Genomic DNA, 18,361 nt, shown 5'->3' on the forward strand with positions numbered 1-18,361 from the left:
TTAGCCGCTGGCGGGAGTCGGAAGCTCGGCAGCCGGAATCTGGACGGCCGGGTGTTGGACAGCCGGAAACTCGGCCGCGAGGGTGCGTAGATACGCGGCGAACCCTTCCGGCGCGCGGGAATGTGTCCGCCCAGAGGTCACGACGCGGATGGTGTCCGTGGCTGTCACTGCGAAACCTCGGTGACGGAGCCGTTCCACCAGAACGCGGTCCTCGTGGGAGCGCAGCCCGGGGAAGCCGCCCGCGCTGATATACGCCGAGGCGCGGATTCCCAAGTTGGCGCCGTAGATGTGCTGATGGTCCTCCCGGAACGGATGGAGTTCCATCCAACGACGATGGATGGCTGGGTCCATGCCCTCTGGATCGGGTTCCACGGAGCCGAGGATGGCGTCCGCCCCCGCGTTGGCCAGTTCCACTTGCCGCGTCAGCCAGTGCCGTGGAACAGCGGAATCGGAGTCTGTGGTGGCCAGCCAGATGCGTTCGGTCGCGTCCGCAGGCAGGCCTTCCAAGGCAGCGCGGAAACCAAAGCCCCGGCTGGCGCCCGTGCTTCGCAGGTTCACGTTGACCACGCTGAAGCGGTTGTCGCCGGAGGTATGCGCCGCGGCAATCTCCGCAGAGCGGTCGGTGCAATGATCCAGGACCACCACCATCCTGGCTTGAATGTCCTGGCGTTCGTGGTGGAGTGCGTCCGCGGCGGCTTTCAGCGCCACGAGGGCTTTGCCGATGTGTTGGTCCTCGTTATGGGCGGGCATCACCACTGCCACGCTCGTGATCTCCAACGGCCCGGGCATGGTTACGCTGTCCTGTCTGGGGCGAGAAGGATCTCCAGCATGAAGTCCTTCTCACGGTAAAGACCATGCGTGGGCCAGCCGAGGTGGTGACGAGCCATCGCATGGACCGCTTCGGCGTCCAGCTGCCAACCCGAAATCGGGTGCCGCCAATGGCACAACACCAAGGTGCCGCCTGGCCGGGTGGACGCTTCAATACGTGCCAGGAGTTCCGTGAGTTCATCCGGCGAAAGGTAGTAGCCCGTCTCGGAGAGCACCACAAGATCGAAAGTGCCCTCGGGCCACTGGCGGGGCATGGTCAGGTGCCGGGTCACAGCCGAGGGGAACCGTGAGAGCCGCTCAGTTGCCTGGGCAAGGGCGGCGCTGCTGGCGTCCACGCCAAGGAAGTGCCGGCAGCGCTGGGCGAGTTCCTCGCTGAGCGTGCCAATGGAGCAACCCAGTTCCAGCCCGGATTCATAAGATTCCTCCGGCAAGGCGGCCAACGTCAGTGCCCTTTTGCGCCGTTCGTACCAGCTGGTGGTGTAACTCCAAGGATCGTCCTCCTTGGAGTGGACCTCGTCGAAGATCCGCTCGGCGTCTGCGGCACTGTTGCTACCGGCCGTGGATGGATGCCATGCGAAGGTTTCCCACGGCCTGCTGAAGTGCTCCAAGAACGTATCCGAAAGGAGCGTCTCGTCACCGGGCTGATCTGAGAGGGGGCCCGTTTGGGAGGCGTGGGCGCGCATCGCCAGTGCTTTGGCGTGCTGATCCTGATCGGTTAACGGCACCCGCACCCATGAGTTCCACGTGGAGTCATCCGGTCCTGCCCACAGCCAGTACCAGATGGGGTATTCCAGCAGGCCGTGGCCGCCCTGCGTCGCGACGTCTGCTGCGATACTGCCGAGGGTGTCATGGTCCGTGTGTCCGTCATGGCGATAAGGGGCCACGATCGCGACGGTCTCCGCGGGCCTTCCGGCCACGGTCGCCCGGAGGGATTCCTTGATGCTCTCCGCGTTGGCCGCAAGCTGCCCATCGGGAAGTTCCAGGAACCGCCACGTGGCATCGGGCGCCAAACCGGACACTGCCGCGTGGAACTCCGTGAGCCTGACAGCGGCAAGCTGTTCCGGCGTCGTGGTGTGCGAGTCCGGATGCGAAGCCTCGCCGGCAGTGCACAGCAGAACCTCCACCGCAGCCCCGGCGGCATGGAGTTTGGCGAGGAAACCGCCTGCGCCCAGGGTTTCATCGTCCGGGTGGGCGGCCAGCACAACGAAGGTCATGCTTGCGAGCTCGTCCGCGCTCAGCGGCAGCTCCGGCAGGGCGGCAACTCCGCTGGCTGCCCATTCCGACTCCGACGTGCCGGTGTCCGTGTGCGAGAAAGCTACCATCGTCGGTCTCCCTTCAGAGCCAGGGCGCCCAGTTGGGCGTCGTCCCGCATCGCGTGATGCTGCCTGATATACAGGCCCAGGTCCGCCATGCGCTTGCCGTACGCTTCGTCGAAGGCCAGCGGGCCGGGGCCCAGGTTTTGCGTCACCAAGGTTTGGACACGCTCGACGGCGGCGGCGACAGTCCCGCGGATGCGCAAGGCCTCGGGCCAGGGGCTTGGACTGTCAGGATCTGAGCCTTCCAAATCACCGGCGTCGATGCGCTCCGCCGTCTGGGCGAGGTAGCCCGTGGTTGTGGCAAGGATACGGTCGATCTCGCCCAGGGAAGCCAGTGCGATCTGGTCTGCTTCGCGGCCGTTGGCTGCGGCCTTCGTCAGCGCATCCGCATAGTCGCGCGCTACGGCCACCGCTCCGCCCAACCAACAGGCAGCCACACCCATGCCGCCCCACGCGAAGCCCGGGCGCTCGAAATACCAGCTTCCTTGTTTGACGGGCCGTGCTTCCACGTGGTCGAAGTGGACGGTTCCGCTGGGGATTTCCTTCAGCCCCCGGCTGGTCCACGCGGGTGCTTCGGCTGTCACGCCCTGGTGCTTTAGGTCAACGGCAAAGGCCGCTCTGGTGTTTTCCTCAGTGTGCGCGGTGATCACTGCGCCATCCAGGTGCCCGGCAAGAGAGCACCACGGTTTGGAGCCGTTGAGGACGTAGCCACCGTTTGCGGCGCGTTTGGCCTCGAGCTTCATTCCGGGGCCTTCCGCTGCGAAGACTCCCCAAGTTCCCTCGTGCTCGCCGTCAGTCCCGGCTTGGACTCCGGCTTGGGCTCCGGCTTGGGCGAGGATCGCGAGAGCGTCGAGGTGTGGTTCGAGCACTCGCCCGGCCGCGACGTCCACGGCTGTCACGGAGGCCAACAGTTCCCACAGCTTGGCGGTGTTTCCCTCGCCGGGCTTGGGGGCGGTCCGTCCGATGTCCTCGGCCAGGGTCAGCAAAGTCGGCACGTCGCCCACTGCTGCCCGCACTTTTTCGAGCACGGGTTCCAGGGCTTGCAGCTGCGCGGGTTCGGAACTGATGCGGACGGGCTGGGCTTCGGAATAGCTCATGATGCCAAGCCTAAACTAAGGAACCTTAGGTTATGTGTGCGGAAAGCAAGCGGACGACGGCGGGAGGTGCCCGCCGTCGTCCGCTTTGCTTTGTTTTGTGGTGCTAGATGATCAGGTTCATGGCGTTCCAGCCGGAGCCAACCAGGCCGCGGGGGAGCCATCCTCCCTTGCCGTTGCTGGGGTAGAGCCAGAGGGCGCCGCCTGCGTCGCGGGCCAGGAGGTCCACGTTGCCGTCGCCATTGAAGTCACCGGGGCCCACGATTGCGGTCATGGCGTTCCAGCCGTAGCCGACGGCCGCGGAGTTCCAATCCTGAAAACCAGAGTTTTTGTAACCTGGGTGCAAATAAAGGGTGCCTGCTGAGTCCGTAAAGAGGAGGTCCTGGAAGCCATCCTTATTGAAATCACCTGGTGCTGTAAGAGTATTCAACCCGTACCACATTGAGCCAGGAGATTGTTGGGGGAGCCATCCGCCCTTGCCATTTCCCGGGAATATGATCATCCCTCCCCATATAGTGCGGGCGATGACGTCCGGGTTTCCATCGAGGGTGAAATCGCCAGCTCCTACTACTCGATCCATGGTGTTCCATCCATATCCCACCGGGACTCCCGGAAGCCACCCACCGCTGCCATTCCCCGGATACAGCCAAAGGGTTCCGCCCTTATCGCTCGCAAGCAAATCGGCTTTGCCGTCTCCGTTGAAATCCCCCGGAGCAATGATCGCACTCATGACATTCCAACCTTGGCCCACCTGCACACGGGGCAGCCATCCGCCGTAGCCGTTCCCAGGATAGAGCCATAGCCCTCCGCTGCCGTCTCGCGCAAGAACATCGGTCCTACCATCGCCGGTGTAGTCGTGTCTGATGTCGCGATTTTTGACCGTGACGGAGAGTGTAGGTGTCACCGCTTCCGGATTCGCTCCATTGGATGCAGCTACTTTGAAGTAGAAGGAGCCTGCTGTTGTCGGAATCCCGGAAAGAAGTCCAGCCTCATTCAATGCCAATCCTGGAGGGAGGGTGCCTCCCGAGACGCGGAACTTGGGAGTCAAGGAACCTTTTGCAGCAAATTGATACTCATAGAAGGAACCGACTTGGCCCTTGATTGGTGGTTGCCCAGACGTGAAGCTAGGAGGTACGTAGGTGCCATCAATAACATTTACTGTTTCATAGTTTGAAACGTAGATCTTGTTGGTCTTCTTGTTGATGGCTATGGCATTCGGATTGTTTTGATCTTTTCGAATCTGACCTGAGGTCATCGATGTTGCGTCAAGTGCAGCCAAGTATCCGTTGTGTCCGGAGATGTAGATCTTGTTGGTGGCATCATTCACGGCCATGTGCGTGATTGTCGCGACAAGAGGGAAGGACGTAGCAACACGAGTCCGTCCGTCGATACGGGTCAGCCCGACGGTGCCCGGGAAATGTGCGACAAAGACTTGGTTGGTCGTCTCATTCACGGCAATTCGTTTTGGGTAAGCGTTCACAGGAATCGTCGTGGCCGTGTCCGTTGCGCCGTCGATAATCGATATGCTGCCTGCCGCCGTCCAACTCTGTGGCGAATGGGCAACGTAGACCTCGTTGGTTGCGCGATTGAGCTTGAAGTCGTCAATCCACGTGGTGCCACCGCCGGGGGAGCTGACATCGATTACTGTCGTGCGCGAGGTTGCGAGATCCAACACTGCGAAGTCTTGAATTCCAGATGTGAAATAGATCTTACTGGCTGAAGGATTGATAACCAGTCTCTGTGCGTAGATGCTCACTGAAATGGTACTCAGGGAATTCGTGGAACCATCGATGACGATGATGCCGCGGCCACCTGGAACGTAGATGCGATTTGTCGCCTCGTCGAGAACAAGGTTGGCGCTATGACCACCGGTCTGGATCGAGGTAAACGCGTTTGTTGCACCGTCAATGACGGTTACGTAGCCGTCGCTGTGGCCCACATAGATCTTGTTGGTTGTGGAGTTGACTACCGCGGTCTCTGGATTAGGACGCGTTATCAGTACCTTGGGCTGGTTGGTGGCTCCGTCGATCACGGAAACGGTCTGACTACTCTGGTTGGGTACATAGATCTTGTTGGTGACCGTGTTAACCGCCAGGTTGGCCGGGCTCAATCCTGCCGGTACGGAAGCAACCACAACGTCGGCGTTCGCCGGAGCCGCCGCTATGCCTACTAGGACTGCAGCGGCTGTGGCCACAGCCATCAGAGTTGCGGCGATTCGATGCCGGAGGCTGTTGGTAGAAAGAGTGAAAAGACCCAGAGCAGCCAAAGGCTCGACCCCCATAATTCAGTGCGCGACCATCGCGTCAACCTGCGAAGTTTATATTGCGAAGGGCCGATCCGCGGCATCGGCGGGTTATGCAACAGTGTTGGTCCCCGGGACGAAAGCGAACGACGACGGGAGGTTCCCGCCGTCGTCCGCTCTGCTGTGTTTCCTGGTGCTAGATGATCAGGTTCATGGCGTTCCAGCCGGAGCCGACCAGGCCGCGGGGAAGCCAACCTCCCCAGCCGTTGCTTGGATAGAGCCACAGGGCGCCTCCAGCGTCACGTGCGAGGAGGTCCACTTTGCCGTCGCCGTTGAAGTCACCGGGGCCGAGGATTGCGGTCATGGCGTTCCAGCCATTACCCGCTAGATGGGGACCGGCATATCCCCTTGAGCTTCCGTCATAGCCATAAAGCGTGCCGATTGTGTCTACGGCGAGAAGATCCTCGTGATTGTCCCCGTTGAGGTCGCCTGGACTTATGGTGGTTGTCATGATGTTCCAGCCTCCACCGATCACACTCTGGCTCAGCCAGCCGCCACGCCCGTTGCCTCTGTAGAAGGAGAAGTAGCCGCTGAAGTCCCGGGCTACGAGGTCTGCATTTCCGTCGTGGTCGAGGTCCCCCGCAGCTGTGATCTCCTTCATGACATTCCAGCCTTGCCCGGCTTGGACCCTTTGAAGCCAGCCGCCGGAGCCGTTCCCCGGATAAAGCCACAGGGCGCCACTGAAGTCTCTTGCCAACAGATCGGGCTTTCCGTCCCCGTTGAAGTCTCCCGGGGCAACAATCGATGACATCACGTTCCAGCCTTGGCCAACATGCTCCCGCGCATACCAGCCCCCTGAGCCATTGCCGGGATATAGCCACAGGTTCCCATACCCGTCACGTGAAATCACGTCTGGCCTCTTATCGCCATTGAAGTCACGGATAAGTTGGGCTGGCTTAATTGTTACCGAATGAGTTGGACCTGATGCATTCGGTTCGTAACCATTTATCGCGGACACGCTGAAAGTAAACGTCCCGGCCACTGTGGGAATGCCCTGGAGATCTCCGTTCTCCCTGAGGGAGATACCGGGCGGCAGTGCTCCGCTGGCTACTTTGAAATGGGGAGTCAGGGAGCCGGTCGCAGTAAATTTGTGCAAATAGCGGTCGCCAACTCTGCTGGCGGGCGGTGAGGTGGAGGTGATGGCAGGAGGAACATTCTGGCCATCAATTATTGCAACATCACCCAGCACCACATCGGCAACATAGATCCTGTTGTTAGGTTCATCAACCGCTATATCCCGACCCGAGTACACGCCCGATACTTTGCCTTCAGAGCCAGTGATCCCATTGAACACCAGCACATTCCTTTGCGTTCCACTTGAGGCATAGACCTTGTTCGTAGATTCATTGACGGCTATATCGGCAAAGAAATATGTCTCGCTTGTTGGGAAGTATTCGATGACTTTAGTTATGCCATTAATCATTATTAGGCTGCCGCCGGACCGATTAATTGCATACACGCGATTTGTCCTATGGTTCACCACCATTCGTCCAGGGACCGCACCAAGCTTGATCGGCAAGGACTCGACGGTATTGTCTTTTGCGTTCAAGATCGCAATTGATTGAGGTTGCGCGATGTAAACCGTGTTTGTTGTCGCATTGACCACCAGCGATTGCCCGCTGCTTTCCATATTGATGGTGGTCAGTACATTGGTTACTCCGTCGAGAACGCCAAGCTGCATTCCGGACCCGCCAGTCATGTACAACTTATTTGTAACTATATTCAACCCGATGGACGATAAATATTGTGGGACTGGTAATGACACAACTGTATTCGCGGCAGCGTCGATAATTGACAAACTGTTATCATGTGACACGTAGACACGATTTGTTGCTTCATTAACAACAATTCCTCTAGGTGATTTATCTATTGCAATTTTTGTTGTCTGGTTTGTGATGCCATCAATGACGGTCATACCGCCCGTGGCGGCATGAGTAACATAGATCTTGTTCGTCTTGTTATTCACTGCCAACAGCTGAGCGTGCTCGGTGACTGGAATGTTTTTAGTGGCCCTGGTCCACACATTCACTTTCGTTACTGATGTGCCCAGCTCGTGAATGAGGTAGACGCTTTCCGCGGCACTATTGAAAACCATCTCGCCACTGTTGGGTGCTGGGATCTGATCGGTGAGAATGTCGGCCTGCGCCGGCCCGGCTCCCACTCCGACGAGGACGCTGGCCGCCGTGAGCAGCGCAAGAAGCCCGGCAGCAAGACGCCTCCCTGTGGGACCGACAAAAGACGTGAATGCACCCCGAGCAGCCAAGGCTCAACCCCCAATAATTCGATTCGCGACTATCGCTTCAACCAGCGAAGTTTACAGCTTGCCGCGCACCGATTGTGATCTGGGTCCCAATGTTTCATGAGAGCAACCGAAACTCACGGACCCCTAACGCACTCCACCCCCGCCAAAGTTCCCATTGGTCCCAACATGAAGCGCATCTTCACAGCTTTTGTCACGCTTGTCACATCTTGTTGTCATTAACGGTGACAGGTTCCGTAGTTTGGAGGGGTTAGTAGTCCGATCTAGGAGAACCAATGCCGCAGCCCAACCAATCCGCCACAGTTCCCACCGACTCCCACAGCCCGCCGGGAAAGAAGCCGTCCTTCCTCAGCAACCTCGGTGCAGACCTCCCGGCATCGCTCGTCGTCTTCCTCGTAGCCCTCCCGCTTTCCCTCGGCATCGCCGCCGCCTCAGGTGCTCCGATCATGGCCGGCCTCATTGCCGCGGCCGTCGGCGGCATCGTTGCAGGGAGTCTGGGCGGCTCCCCACTGCAGGTGAGCGGCCCGGCCGCCGGACTGACCGTCGTCGTCGCCGGTCTTGTAGATGAGTTCGGCTGGCAGGTGACATGCGCAATCACCGCTGCAGCCGGCGTCGTGCAGCTGCTCATGGGCGTTAGCCGCATTGGCCGGGCGGCGCTGGCGGTCTCGCCCGTGGTGGTCAAAGCGATGCTCGCGGGTATCGGCATCACCATCATCCTGCAGCAACTCCATGTGCTCCTCGGCGGTCAAGCCGCTGGGTCCGCCATCGAAAACCTCGCAGGCCTTCCCACGGCCATCACCAACGTAGAGCTGCACTCGGCGCTGCTGGGTCTGGCCGTCGTCGCGATTCTTTTGACGTGGAAGTTCCTCCCAGCCGCGGTGCGGAAAGTCCCCGGGCCGCTTGCCGCCGTCGTCGCGGTGACGGCTCTGTCCGTCGCCGTTGCGCCAACCGTGGAACGCATCAGCTTCAGCGGCTCCATCTTCGATGCCATCGCGCTGCCCAGCCTGCCCGACGGTAACTGGCGCGCCGCTGCCATGGCCGTCATCACGGTGGCCCTGATCGCGAGCATCGAATCGCTCCTGTCAGCCGTCGCAGTCGACAAGATGGGCGGCACGCGGACCAATCTCAACAGGGAGCTCGTGGGCCAAGGCTCGGCCAACGTTGCGTCCGGAATGCTCGGCGGACTGCCCGTCACCGGTGTGATTGTCCGCAGCGCAACCAACGTTGAAGCCGGAGCGAAGAGCCGCAATTCCGCAATCCTGCACGGCGTGTGGGTCCTGGTGTTTTCGGCCCTCTTCGCCGGACTCATCCAACTGATTCCGCTGGCCGTGCTCGCCGGACTCCTGCTGGTGATCGGCGCCAAACTCGTTAAAGTTGCGGACATCCGCACCAGCCTCCGCACCGGCGACCTCCTCGTCTACAGCGTCACCTTGGTCTGCGTGGTGGCCCTCAACCTCCTTGAAGGCGTCATCATTGGCCTCGCATTGGCCGCACTCTGCGTGCTGTGGCGTGTGCTCCGGGCACAGATCCAAGCGCATGCCCCCTCAGCTGAAGCACTGCCATGGCGCGTCACCATCGCCGGCTCGTGCAGCTTCTTCGCGCTGCCCCGGCTCAACCGGGTTCTGCATTCCGTGCCCGAAGGCCAGGACGTTGTAGTTGAACTCAACGCCGACTACCTTGACCACGCCTTCCGCGAAGCCCTGGTCGCCTGGCAGAAGCAGCAGCGCAACACCGGCGCATCGGTGATCCTCGAAGAACACGGCACCACGGCATTCAGCGACGCCGAGGACAACACCCCACAACGCCAGGACCCGCGCGAATTCCCTCTGCCGCCCCGCACGTCCTGGTTGCCTTCCGGGGCCACCCCAGCAGACGACGACGGCGGGCGGCTGCCGCTGCGGTCAATCCTCCTGGGCATCGACAAATACCACCGGCGGCACGCGGACAAGGTCCGTCCGCTGGTTCAAGACCTCACCGAAGGGCAGAACCCGGACACGCTCTTTGTGGCGTGCGTGGACTCCCGGGTGAATCCGAACCTGATCACGAGCAGTGGTCCGGGCGACCTCCTCACCCTCCGCAATATTGGCAACGTTGTCTGCAATGACGGCAGCGATGCTTCGATTGACTCTGCCTTGTCCTTCGCTGTCAAGGGATTGTCCGTGGACTCGATCGTGGTCTGTGGGCACTCCAACTGCGGTGCGATGAAAGCCGTCATTGCCGATGCTGAAGGCTCTTCACCTGCCATGGGTGCCGGCTTCGATACGTGGCTGGAACACGCCCGCCCGAGTTACGCTGCTCTGCTGGCCGGCCACCCTGTAGGGGTTGCCGCTGCTGCTGAGGGGTACAGCCGGCTCGACCAATTGAGCATGGTGAACGTGGCCCTCCAACTCCGGAAGCTGGAAGAACACCCCGTCACCGGGCCGGCCCTGGCGTCCCATCAACTGGAGGCCACTGGCTTGTTCTACGACATTTGCACGGCCCGGGTTGTCCTGGTGACACCGGAGGGCATCGAGCAACTGGATCCGAGCATGGCGGTTCGCGCGTAGCTCCGCCGGCCTCCGCCGGGCCGCATCCACCCACTTTGGGCGGACAACAGCCCCGGCACTCCTCTTCCACGGCGTGTCGGGGCTGTTCCAGTTTTAATGTGGGTGGTGGAGGCCCGGGCCTCCACCAGCGTGGGTAATACTGGATTCAGAAACCACGATTTCCGGCAGGCGAGGGCTGCCGTGTGAGGAGGTGGCGGGAACGTGAGCGCCGAGAATAACGCGTTCAGGCGGAAGCTCGAGCGGGGCGCGGAGCTACGGGCCGTGCGGTCCTGGGGCGGGAGCGCCGAAGAAGACGCAGAGCTCGAGGCGGCGGACGCCGAAGAACGCGAGAAACGCCGGAAAGTAGACGACGCTGCTCGCGTTGAGTACCTCATCAGGGACGCCCAGAAACAAGGCAAGTTCGACAACCTGAAGTACGCCGGCAAGCCAATCCCCGGCCTGGGGGAGCACTACGACCCCGACTGGTGGGTCAAAGGCCTCATTCAGCGTGAACAGCTCAGTGGGATGGGACCACCCGCCATTCTGCTGCGGATCGAGGACTCGGAGCTCGACGCCAAGCTGGACCAGCAGTACACCGAAAAACAGGTCCGGGACATCCTTGAAGACTTCAACAAACGCGTGATCGAAGCCCGGCGCCAGCTACAAGGCGGGCCTCCGGTGATCACCAAGCTCCGCGACGTTGAGGCTGACGTGGAAGGGTGGCGGGAGCGCAGGGCTGCAGCAGTTCCGCCAGAGCCAGAGCTTGAACCGCCGACCACCCGGACGTGGTGGCAGCGGCTCTGGCACGGCCCCGGCAAACCCAAGTAGGTCGCAGATCAGGTCGTTCTCAGCGCTCAGAACGACCTGATCTGCTACTTACTTGGGTGGGGACGGCACATAACAGCAGCCGACGGCGAAACCCAAGTTCCGCCGTCGGCTGCTGTTCTGCGGGTGAGGCCTTAGGCGAAGCTGTCTTCCTTGGCCTCCGGGGCAGCCGTAGCCGGCTTCCGGCTGATCAAAGCGGAGAGGTGCGCCTGCTGCTGACGGAAGTGGCCGTGGGCGGTGAGACCGAATTCGTAAGCGGACTCGGCGTGCTGAGTGAGGTCCACGCCGGTGACTTCGTGCTCCAAGGGAACGCGGAAGCCGATGGTCTTGTGAATGGCGCGGCCGATCACCAGCGTGCCCACACCGGACAGAGCAATGGTGATCAGCACGGCAACCGTCTGGGCAATGAGCTGCTGCGGGCCGCCGCCGTAGAAGAGACCGCCGGCGGTGCCCTCGGTGGGAAAGGCGATGAAGCCCAAGGAAAGCGTGCCGATGACGCCGGCGCCGAAGTGCACGCCCACCACGTCGAGGGAGTCGTCGAAGCCGAACTTGTACTTCAGGTCAACGAACACAGCGCAGGCGGCGCCGGCAACGAGGCCGAGGCCGAGGGCAGCGAGCGGGCTGATGTTGGCGCACGAAGGTGTGATGGCCACCAAGCCGGCCACTACGCCGGAAGCCGCACCCAGCGACGTCGGGTGCCCGTGACGGATCTTCTCCACAACAAGCCAGCTCAGCATCGCGGCCGCCGGAGTGACCAGGGTATTGATCCAGATGAGGCCCGCCTGCTCGGCGGTGGTTGCTGCGCCGCCGTTGAATCCGAACCAGCCGAACCAGAGAATGGCCGCGCCGATCATGATGAACGGGACGTTATGCGGACGGTGATTGGGGTCTTTGGCGAATCCGTGACGCTTTCCCACGATCAATGCGAGGACGAAAGCGGCGGTTCCGGAACTGACCTCAACCACTGCACCACCGGCGAAGTCGATGACCTGACCGAAGATTTGGGTGACGGCACCACCGGCGCTCATGAGGCCGCCGCCCCAGATCATGTAGGCCAGCGGGCAGTAGACCACGGTGATCCAGATCGGTACGAACAGTGCCCAGGCGCCGAACTTGGCGCGGTCGGCAATTGCTCCGCTGATCAGGGCCACGGTGATGATGGCGAACGTGGCAGCGAAGCCTGCCTTGATGAGATCGGGCGAGCCGATCAGATCCTGGAGGCCGAAGTGTGCGAAGGGGTTGCCGAACAGGCCGAGGAAGCCGTCGCCGGTGGTCATCGAGTATCCCCACAGAACCCACACCACACCGACGATGCCCGCAGAGATGAAGCTCATCATGATCATGTTGAGCGCTGCCTTGGCGCGGGTCATGCCACCGTAGAACAGGCCGAGGCCGGGGGTCATGAACAGCACCATTGCCGCCGACAACATCATCCAGACGTGTTGCGCAGAGATCTCCACCTGCGTTCCCTTCTCGTTGAGTCCAACCCCCCGATCAATATTCGGTGAGCTATGTTTCCGACTCAGAAGAGCTAAGTTGCAGGTAAGTTACAGAAATCCCCCGTAGGTGAAGATCACGTCACTGGCATGTTTCCAGGATGTTAACGGCGCTTCTCACGAGGCCCGGCGGGGTAGCCTCCGCGACGGCTGGCGATGATGATCACCAAGGCAACCGCTGTAGGCAGTGCCGCGGCCAAGGGCACCAATTGGGCGCCCACGGTGGTGAGGGCGAAGGCTCCATAGACGGCACCCACGGCGATACCCAGTTGGATGGTCACCACTGTGAGACCGTTGGCAGCGTCTTTGTGCTCGCCGCCGGCCCGGAGAATCGCGGCCTGGTTGTAGATGCCCACCGCGCCGAACGCGATGCCCCACAGCGTCATCAACCCGAACGCACCCACCCAGGTGCCCCCAGTGCAGGAAGCAGGGCGAACGCCAGCGTCAAGAGTACGACGGCGGCAATCACCGCAGTGCGCGGGCGGGAGTCGGCCGTCATGCCGGCAATCCAGATACCCACCAAGCTCGCAATTCCCACCACGGACAGGGAGAGACTGGTTGCGGATTCCGGCAATCCGGACGCGAGCAGGAACGGCGCCACGTAGGTGAACAGTGTGAAATGGGCCAGCAACAGGAGAGGCCACGCAATGGCGATGGCCACGACGCCGGGCAGTTTCATGGCGGCCCGGAGGGATGGGGTTTTTTGGCTGGCGTGGTCGTGCGCGCCGGGGAGGAGCCAGAACGCCAGTACGGCCAAGAGCGCGCCCACTCCAGCCAGAACCAGGAACGACGCCCGCCAGGTCATGAGGGAACCCATCAACGTTCCGATGGGAGCACCCACGGCCAACGCAATGCTGTTGCCGCTGAAGACCACAGCCATGGCTTTGCCTACCGAATGCGCGGGCACAATCCGGGCCACGTAGGGGGCCATGCTGGACCACAACATGCCATGCGCGATACCGCCCAGGAGCCGCGCCCCGATGGCCCAACCCAGGGTTGGGCTCAAGGCCAGGAGAACGTTACTGAGGGCAAACGCCAGCACCGTGGCGATGAGCAGGGTCTTGCGCGGAACCCGTCCTGAGAGGAAGCGGGACAGGGGCAGGGCGGTAAAAACGATGATCGCTGCATAGACCGCAGTCAGCGAACCTACTGCGGACTCTTCCACTTGGAGTTCCCGGCTGATTTGGGGGAGCAGACCCGAGGGCAGGAGTTCGGTGGTCACTGCCGTGAAACCGGCAGCCGCCAGCACCAACAGTCCTCCCCACGGGATCTTTTTCGGCTGCTGAGTTTCAGCACGAGACGCCTCGGATGATGGCGTTCCGACGACCACGGGGTCCTGCTTCAAAGATTGCTCCTCTGGAATGAGTCATGGGTTATGTCATGGGGGTCCCTACAACGTTATGCAGCCACGGCGATGCGAGGGAGTCTCTGCGAGAAACCCCCTCCGGTTGGCAACACACTTTGTCCGTCAGTCATTCCTCGCGCAGACTGGGCCTGTGAAGCCCTTTCTCTTGCTGGCCACCCGAGCCGAAGACGCCGCTGCCGATGACGAGTACCAGGCCTACCTACGCTACTGCGGCCTGAAACCGGACGAATTGGTCCGCATACGGCTGGAATCCGGGCCTATGCCGGCCCTTGAACTGTCCGACTATTCCGGTGTGATCGTCGGCGGCAGCCCCTATACCTCCAGCGATCCTGTGGAGGAAAAGAGTGCAGCCCAGATCCGGGTTGAGACGGAACTCTCATCACTACTGGATCGAATCGTGGCCGAGGACTTCCCATTCCTGGGCGCTTGCTACGGCGTTGGCACGCTGGGCGTGCATCAGGGCGCTGTGATAGATCGTCAATTCGGCGAAGCAGTGGGCGCAACCGGCATCACCCTGACCGCGGAGGGGCAACGTGATCCCATGCTGCACGGCGTCCCGCACTCGTTCGAAGCGTTCGTTGGGCACAAGGAAGCGTGCAGCAATCTTCCCGAACATGCCGTTCTACTGGCCAGCTCGGCGGCCTGCCCGGTGCACATGTTCCGGATCAAGAACAACCTTTACGCCACGCAGTTCCACCCCGAACTGGATGCCGATGGCCTGATCACCCGTATCAACATCTACAAGAACTCCGGCTATTTCCCGCCTCACACGGCGGATGAGCTCATCGCCGCCGCCCGGCGGTCATCCGTGACGGAGCCCATGCGTGTGCTGAGGAACTTCACGGAGCGCTACGCCCGCTAACTCCCTCGTTGTGGGGCCTGGTTTGCGCCCTTCGCGCTTGATTTGGTGGGCAGAGCGGGCCTGGCAACGTGGGGTGTTTGTTGTGGGGCCTGGTTTGCGTGCTTGGCGCTTGATTTGGTGGGCAGAGCGGGCCTGGCAACGTGGGGGTGTTTGTTGTGGGGCCTGGTTTGCGCCCTTCGCGCTTGATTTGGTGGGCAGAGCGGGCCTGGCATTGTGGGGGTGTTTGTTGTGGGGCCTGGTTTGCGTGCTTGGCGCTTGATTTGGTGCGCAGAGTGGGCCACGCAACGCGAACGCTCGACGGCGGTAGTCGCCGTCGAGCGTTCGGCCCCCAAAACGTCGGGTGTCCCCCAAGGTGCGGCTACGTGAGCCGGCCCGCCAAGTCTTCCCCCACCGCGAAGGCCCGTGTGATCGCGGAGCCCAAGGTAGCCCCGCCTCCGGGGTAGTTGTTGCGGAAGACCCCGGCCGAGACGTTGCCTGCCGCGTAGAGTCCCGGGATGGGCTGCCGCCGACGGTCAAGCACTCGCCCGTTGAAGTCCGTGGCCAATCCGCCCGAGGTTCCCAGCACTCCCGCGTGGATGGGAACGGCGTAGAACGGAGCAGCCAGCAGGGGAGCCAAGCAAGGGTTGGGTGTGTTGCCGGCGTCGCCCAGGAAACGGTCCTGCGGGGTGGCGCCGCGTCCGAACTCCGTGTCCACTCCTAAGGCAGCGTCCGCATTGAACTTGGCAACCGTGGCCTCGAGCGCGGCGGGGTTGATGCCCAGATCCAGTGCCAACAATTCAAGGCTCGGCGCAGACACCATCCACTCGGATGCCAAGCCCGGAGTGGAGCCCGCCACGGGGTACTTGGCGAGGTACTTCGAGTCGAACACCAGCCATGCGGGGTTGTTCTGCTGCCGTCCGGTGTGCGGGTTGATGGACGCGAAAACCCGGCTGGCATCGTGATAGTTGAGGGCTTCGTTGACGAAACGCTTGCCGTCGCTGTTCACGGTGATGGACCCCGGGAGTGTCATCTCGACGTTTCCCATCCGGCCTGAACGCTGCCCATCGTACTGATGTGCCGACGTCGATATGACCGGAACGCCCCACACAGCGGACATGTCCTCCACAGCCGCCCCGGCCTTAAGCCCAATCTCCAGGCCGTCGCCCTCGTTGGATGGTGCACTGATGGGCGTCACCGGATACGGCAGGAAGGCGCTGCGGAGCCGCGGGTTCCATTCGAACCCTCCGGTGGCGAGTACGACGGCGGTCGCGGCCACGTGCGCTCCGGCGCCGCCGCCGAGACGCACGTTCCATCCGGTGCCGGACGGCGACAAGTCCTCCACAGGACTGGAGGCAACGATGTGAACTCCATGATCCAAAGCGCTCGCAACAAGGCTGCCCACCAGTGCACCGCCCATGGTCCGGATCCCTGCGGAGGCCCGGCGTTCCACCAGCAACGGATCGGCGGCGCGGCCATTGAGTTCGTCGCGCTCGGTCATGGTGAGCAGCGGGAAGTAGGACGAGGGTCGGATCAGTTCCGAAAGGCCCGGGTAATTCTGGGGATCGAACGCGTTGTTGTCCAGCCCGCGGCCGCCGTCCGCGGATCCTTTCCACTCCATGTGGTAGTCCGGGCGGGCGATGGGCACCATGGATACTTTGGTGGTGGCGTTGAGGAATTCGACGGCCCTGGGCGCCGTGGAGACGTACCAGTCGATCTCCTCGGCCGTCATCACGTGGCCGGCTGCCTCGGTAAGGTAGGCGACGCCGTCGGCATGGCTGTCCTGGTACCCGGCAGCCTTGGCGAGGTGGTTGTTCGGCGCCCACATCACGCCACCCCCAGCCGCCGTGGTGCCTCCCAGCAGGGCAGCCTTCTCCACAACCAGGACGCTGAGACCGGCATCGGCCGAGCGGACGGCAGCCACCAGCCCGGCTGCGCCACTGCCCATGATGACGACGTCGTAGCTTGCGTTGAGTTGCTCGGGTGCGGTGAGGATGGGGGTGCTCATGCGGTGGTTCCTGCCGGCATCTGGATGAGGATCTTGCCGATTTTCTCCGTGCGTCCCTGCATCAGGCGGTAAGCCTGGGGCAAGTCCGCGAAGGCGAAGCGGTGGGTCATGAGGGCTCTGGCTTGCTCCGGGTGTCTGGCCAGGAGGGCCAGGCCGTCCGGGATGAGGTTGAGGCTCATGCGGCTTCCCATGATGTCCAGTTCCTTGTAAGGGATGTCCTTCATGGAGATGTTGGCCTGCCTGGGCGAGATGCCTACTTGGACGATCCTCCCGGCACTGGCCACAAGCCTGATGGCGTTCTCCAAAGACGAAGGGACGCCGGTGGCCTCGATGACCAGCTGGGGCCCGTAGCCATCGGTGAGTGCATCCAACCGAGGTCCTTGATGTGCGTCCGGGAAGTCACTACCAGGGGTGACCAGCAGGGTCTCCGCGGCGCCGAACCCGACGGCAAGGTCCAAACGGTGCTGCTCGGTATCGGCGCAGACCACGGTGACTCCCAGCTCTGTCAGATACAGGGTGGCCAACAAACCGATGGGACCGCTGCCCAGCACCAGCGCGGTTTCCCCGGCCTGGGGCCGGCCACGATTAACTGCTTGCATGGCGATGGACGCGGGTTCTCCCATGGCAGCGATATCCAAGGGAAGCTCATCCGGCACCGGGCAGAGCTTGTCCAGTGGGACACTGATCAGTTCAGTGAGGGCTCCGTCCGAGTAGCATCCCAGGCACCCCACGTTGTGGCAGACGTTGTAGCGCCCTGTGAGGCATGGGCGGCACTGGCCGCAATAGATGATGGGATTGATGGCCACGCGGTCGCCGATGCTGATGGCGGCGGTGTCATTGGAGACCTCGCCGGGCACCAGTGCTTCAACGATCCCGGAGAATTCGTGACCTTGGATGAGCGGCAAAGCTGTGGGGTAGTCGTCTTCCCATATGTGAAGATCGGTGCCGCAGAGGGTGACGTTGTGGACCCGGACCAGGGCGTGGCCTGGCTCAAGGGTGGGCTCCGGGGAGACCCGGAATTCAATGGTTTCTTTGGAGACGGTGACAGCGGACAACATTCCGGGACCTCAGCCCTGGCCCGCAGCGTGGCCCGCGGGCTGAACATCCTGCACCACAGGGTCAGCACCGAAGAAGATGTTCCACTGGCGCACCGTGCGTTCCTGGATGAGCCCGGCGAGCTTGAATGGATCCTGGTCCATGAGGGCTTCGACGTCGGACTTGGAATCTCCGGAAATGATCAACAATGCGCCGGGAGTTTCCTCCGGACCGAAGGGACCGCTCTTGAGGAGGCGACCGCCGTCGAACTGGGCTTTGAGGAACTCAACATGAGACGGACGGACCGTATCCCGGCTGGCGGATGTTGTGGGGGAGTAGGCGTAGGTAACGGCGAAAGTGGCCATGAGGTTGTCCTCTTCATTGAGTGAGTGGGGGCTTTCCTCAATGCTGGGCAAACTATTAGATCCTGTCCAATACTTAGTTGCTCTCTCACTATGTGCGAGAACT

12 protein-coding genes and 1 pseudogene are annotated in these 18,361 nt (G+C 61.9%); 3 read left to right on the forward strand and 10 right to left on the reverse strand.

Features of this window, described 5'->3' with window-relative positions; genetic code table 11:
- The 5 genes from AR689_RS15685 to AR689_RS22790 all read right to left on the reverse strand — a co-directional run bounded on the left by AR689_RS15685 (window position 1) and on the right by AR689_RS22790 (window position 7,803).
- Window positions 1-789 carry a glycosyltransferase family 2 protein gene (locus tag AR689_RS15685; RefSeq protein ID WP_062071597.1) on the reverse strand — a complete coding sequence of 263 codons (789 nt, stop codon included), beginning with the start codon at window positions 787-789 and terminating at the stop codon, window positions 1-3.
- A gap of 2 nt (window positions 790-791) precedes the next feature.
- Window positions 792-2,150 carry a PIG-L family deacetylase gene (locus AR689_RS15690; protein WP_062071598.1) on the reverse strand — a complete coding sequence of 453 codons (1,359 nt, stop codon included), beginning with the start codon at window positions 2,148-2,150 and terminating at the stop codon, window positions 792-794.
- The gene (locus AR689_RS15695; protein ID WP_062071600.1) at window positions 2,144-3,241 is read right to left on the reverse strand and encodes an acyl-CoA dehydrogenase family protein; all 1,098 of its coding nucleotides are present in this window, start codon (window positions 3,239-3,241) and stop codon (window positions 2,144-2,146) included. Before AR689_RS15695 ends, AR689_RS15690 begins: the two co-directional genes overlap by 7 nt.
- A gap of 103 nt (window positions 3,242-3,344) precedes the next feature.
- A complete protein-coding gene (locus AR689_RS15700; RefSeq protein ID WP_197412904.1) occupies window positions 3,345-5,372 on the reverse strand; it encodes an FG-GAP-like repeat-containing protein in 2,028 nt (675 codons plus the stop codon).
- Window positions 5,373-5,676: 304 nt separating this feature from the next.
- Window positions 5,677-7,803: an FG-GAP-like repeat-containing protein gene (locus tag AR689_RS22790; protein WP_082697993.1), complete on the reverse strand. Its 2,127-nt coding sequence runs from the start codon at window positions 7,801-7,803 to the stop codon at window positions 5,677-5,679.
- Window positions 7,804-8,075: 272 nt separating this feature from the next.
- Between AR689_RS22790 and AR689_RS15710 the strand changes: the two genes are divergently transcribed.
- The gene (locus tag AR689_RS15710) at window positions 8,076-10,346 is read left to right on the forward strand and encodes a SulP family inorganic anion transporter (protein WP_062071605.1); all 2,271 of its coding nucleotides are present in this window, start codon (window positions 8,076-8,078) and stop codon (window positions 10,344-10,346) included.
- A 201-nt stretch (window positions 10,347-10,547) separates the two neighbouring features.
- Window positions 10,548-11,153, forward strand: coding sequence for a DnaJ family domain-containing protein (locus tag AR689_RS15715; RefSeq protein WP_062071607.1), 606 nt, complete (start codon window positions 10,548-10,550; stop codon window positions 11,151-11,153).
- Window positions 11,154-11,284: 131 nt separating this feature from the next.
- On the opposite strand, the gene AR689_RS15720 is transcribed toward AR689_RS15715, so the two are convergent.
- Window positions 11,285-12,610, reverse strand: a complete 1,326-nt coding sequence (locus AR689_RS15720; RefSeq protein WP_156424618.1) for an ammonium transporter — start codon at window positions 12,608-12,610, stop codon at window positions 11,285-11,287.
- A 140-nt stretch (window positions 12,611-12,750) separates the two neighbouring features.
- Window positions 12,751-13,976 (reverse strand): annotated as a pseudogene (locus AR689_RS15725) (MFS transporter).
- Window positions 13,977-14,142: 166 nt separating this feature from the next.
- On the opposite strand from AR689_RS15725, the gene AR689_RS15730 reads away from it, so the two are divergent.
- Window positions 14,143-14,874: a glutamine amidotransferase gene (locus AR689_RS15730; RefSeq protein WP_062071610.1), complete on the forward strand. Its 732-nt coding sequence runs from the start codon at window positions 14,143-14,145 to the stop codon at window positions 14,872-14,874.
- Between the two features lie 358 nt (window positions 14,875-15,232).
- On the opposite strand, the gene AR689_RS15735 is transcribed toward AR689_RS15730, so the two are convergent.
- Genes AR689_RS15735 through AR689_RS15745 form a run of 3 tightly spaced genes read right to left on the reverse strand, consistent with a single transcriptional unit; the run spans window position 15,233 to window position 18,309 of the window.
- Window positions 15,233-16,858, reverse strand: coding sequence for an FAD-dependent oxidoreductase (locus AR689_RS15735; protein ID WP_062071612.1), 1,626 nt, complete (start codon window positions 16,856-16,858; stop codon window positions 15,233-15,235).
- On the reverse strand, window positions 16,855-17,916 hold the full coding sequence (locus AR689_RS15740) for an alcohol dehydrogenase catalytic domain-containing protein (protein ID WP_062071614.1): 1,062 nt from the start codon (window positions 17,914-17,916) through the stop codon (window positions 16,855-16,857). Before AR689_RS15740 ends, AR689_RS15735 begins: the two co-directional genes overlap by 4 nt.
- A gap of 9 nt (window positions 17,917-17,925) precedes the next feature.
- A complete protein-coding gene (locus AR689_RS15745) occupies window positions 17,926-18,309 on the reverse strand; it encodes a YciI family protein (RefSeq protein WP_231745549.1) in 384 nt (127 codons plus the stop codon).
- Window positions 18,310-18,361 lie beyond the last annotated feature (52 nt).

The organism is Arthrobacter sp. EpRS71, from assembly GCF_001512285.1.
Classification (GTDB): Bacteria; Actinomycetota; Actinomycetes; order Actinomycetales; family Micrococcaceae; genus Arthrobacter.

What these genes read in the sequence shown, in the direction of transcription:
- AR689_RS15685 (WP_062071597.1), bottom strand. Translation starts at nt 789, where the DNA reads ATGCCCGGGCCGTTGGAGATCACGAGCGTGGCAGTGGTGATGCCCGCC.
- AR689_RS15690 (WP_062071598.1), bottom strand. Translation starts at nt 2,150, where the DNA reads ATGGTAGCTTTCTCGCACACGGACACCGGCACGTCGGAGTCGGAATGG.
- AR689_RS15695 (WP_062071600.1), bottom strand. Translation starts at nt 3,241, where the DNA reads ATGAGCTATTCCGAAGCCCAGCCCGTCCGCATCAGTTCCGAACCCGCG.
- AR689_RS15710 (WP_062071605.1), top strand. Translation starts at nt 8,076, where the DNA reads ATGCCGCAGCCCAACCAATCCGCCACAGTTCCCACCGACTCCCACAGC.
- AR689_RS15735 (WP_062071612.1), bottom strand. Translation starts at nt 16,858, where the DNA reads ATGAGCACCCCCATCCTCACCGCACCCGAGCAACTCAACGCAAGCTAC.
- AR689_RS15740 (WP_062071614.1), bottom strand. Translation starts at nt 17,916, where the DNA reads ATGTTGTCCGCTGTCACCGTCTCCAAAGAAACCATTGAATTCCGGGTC.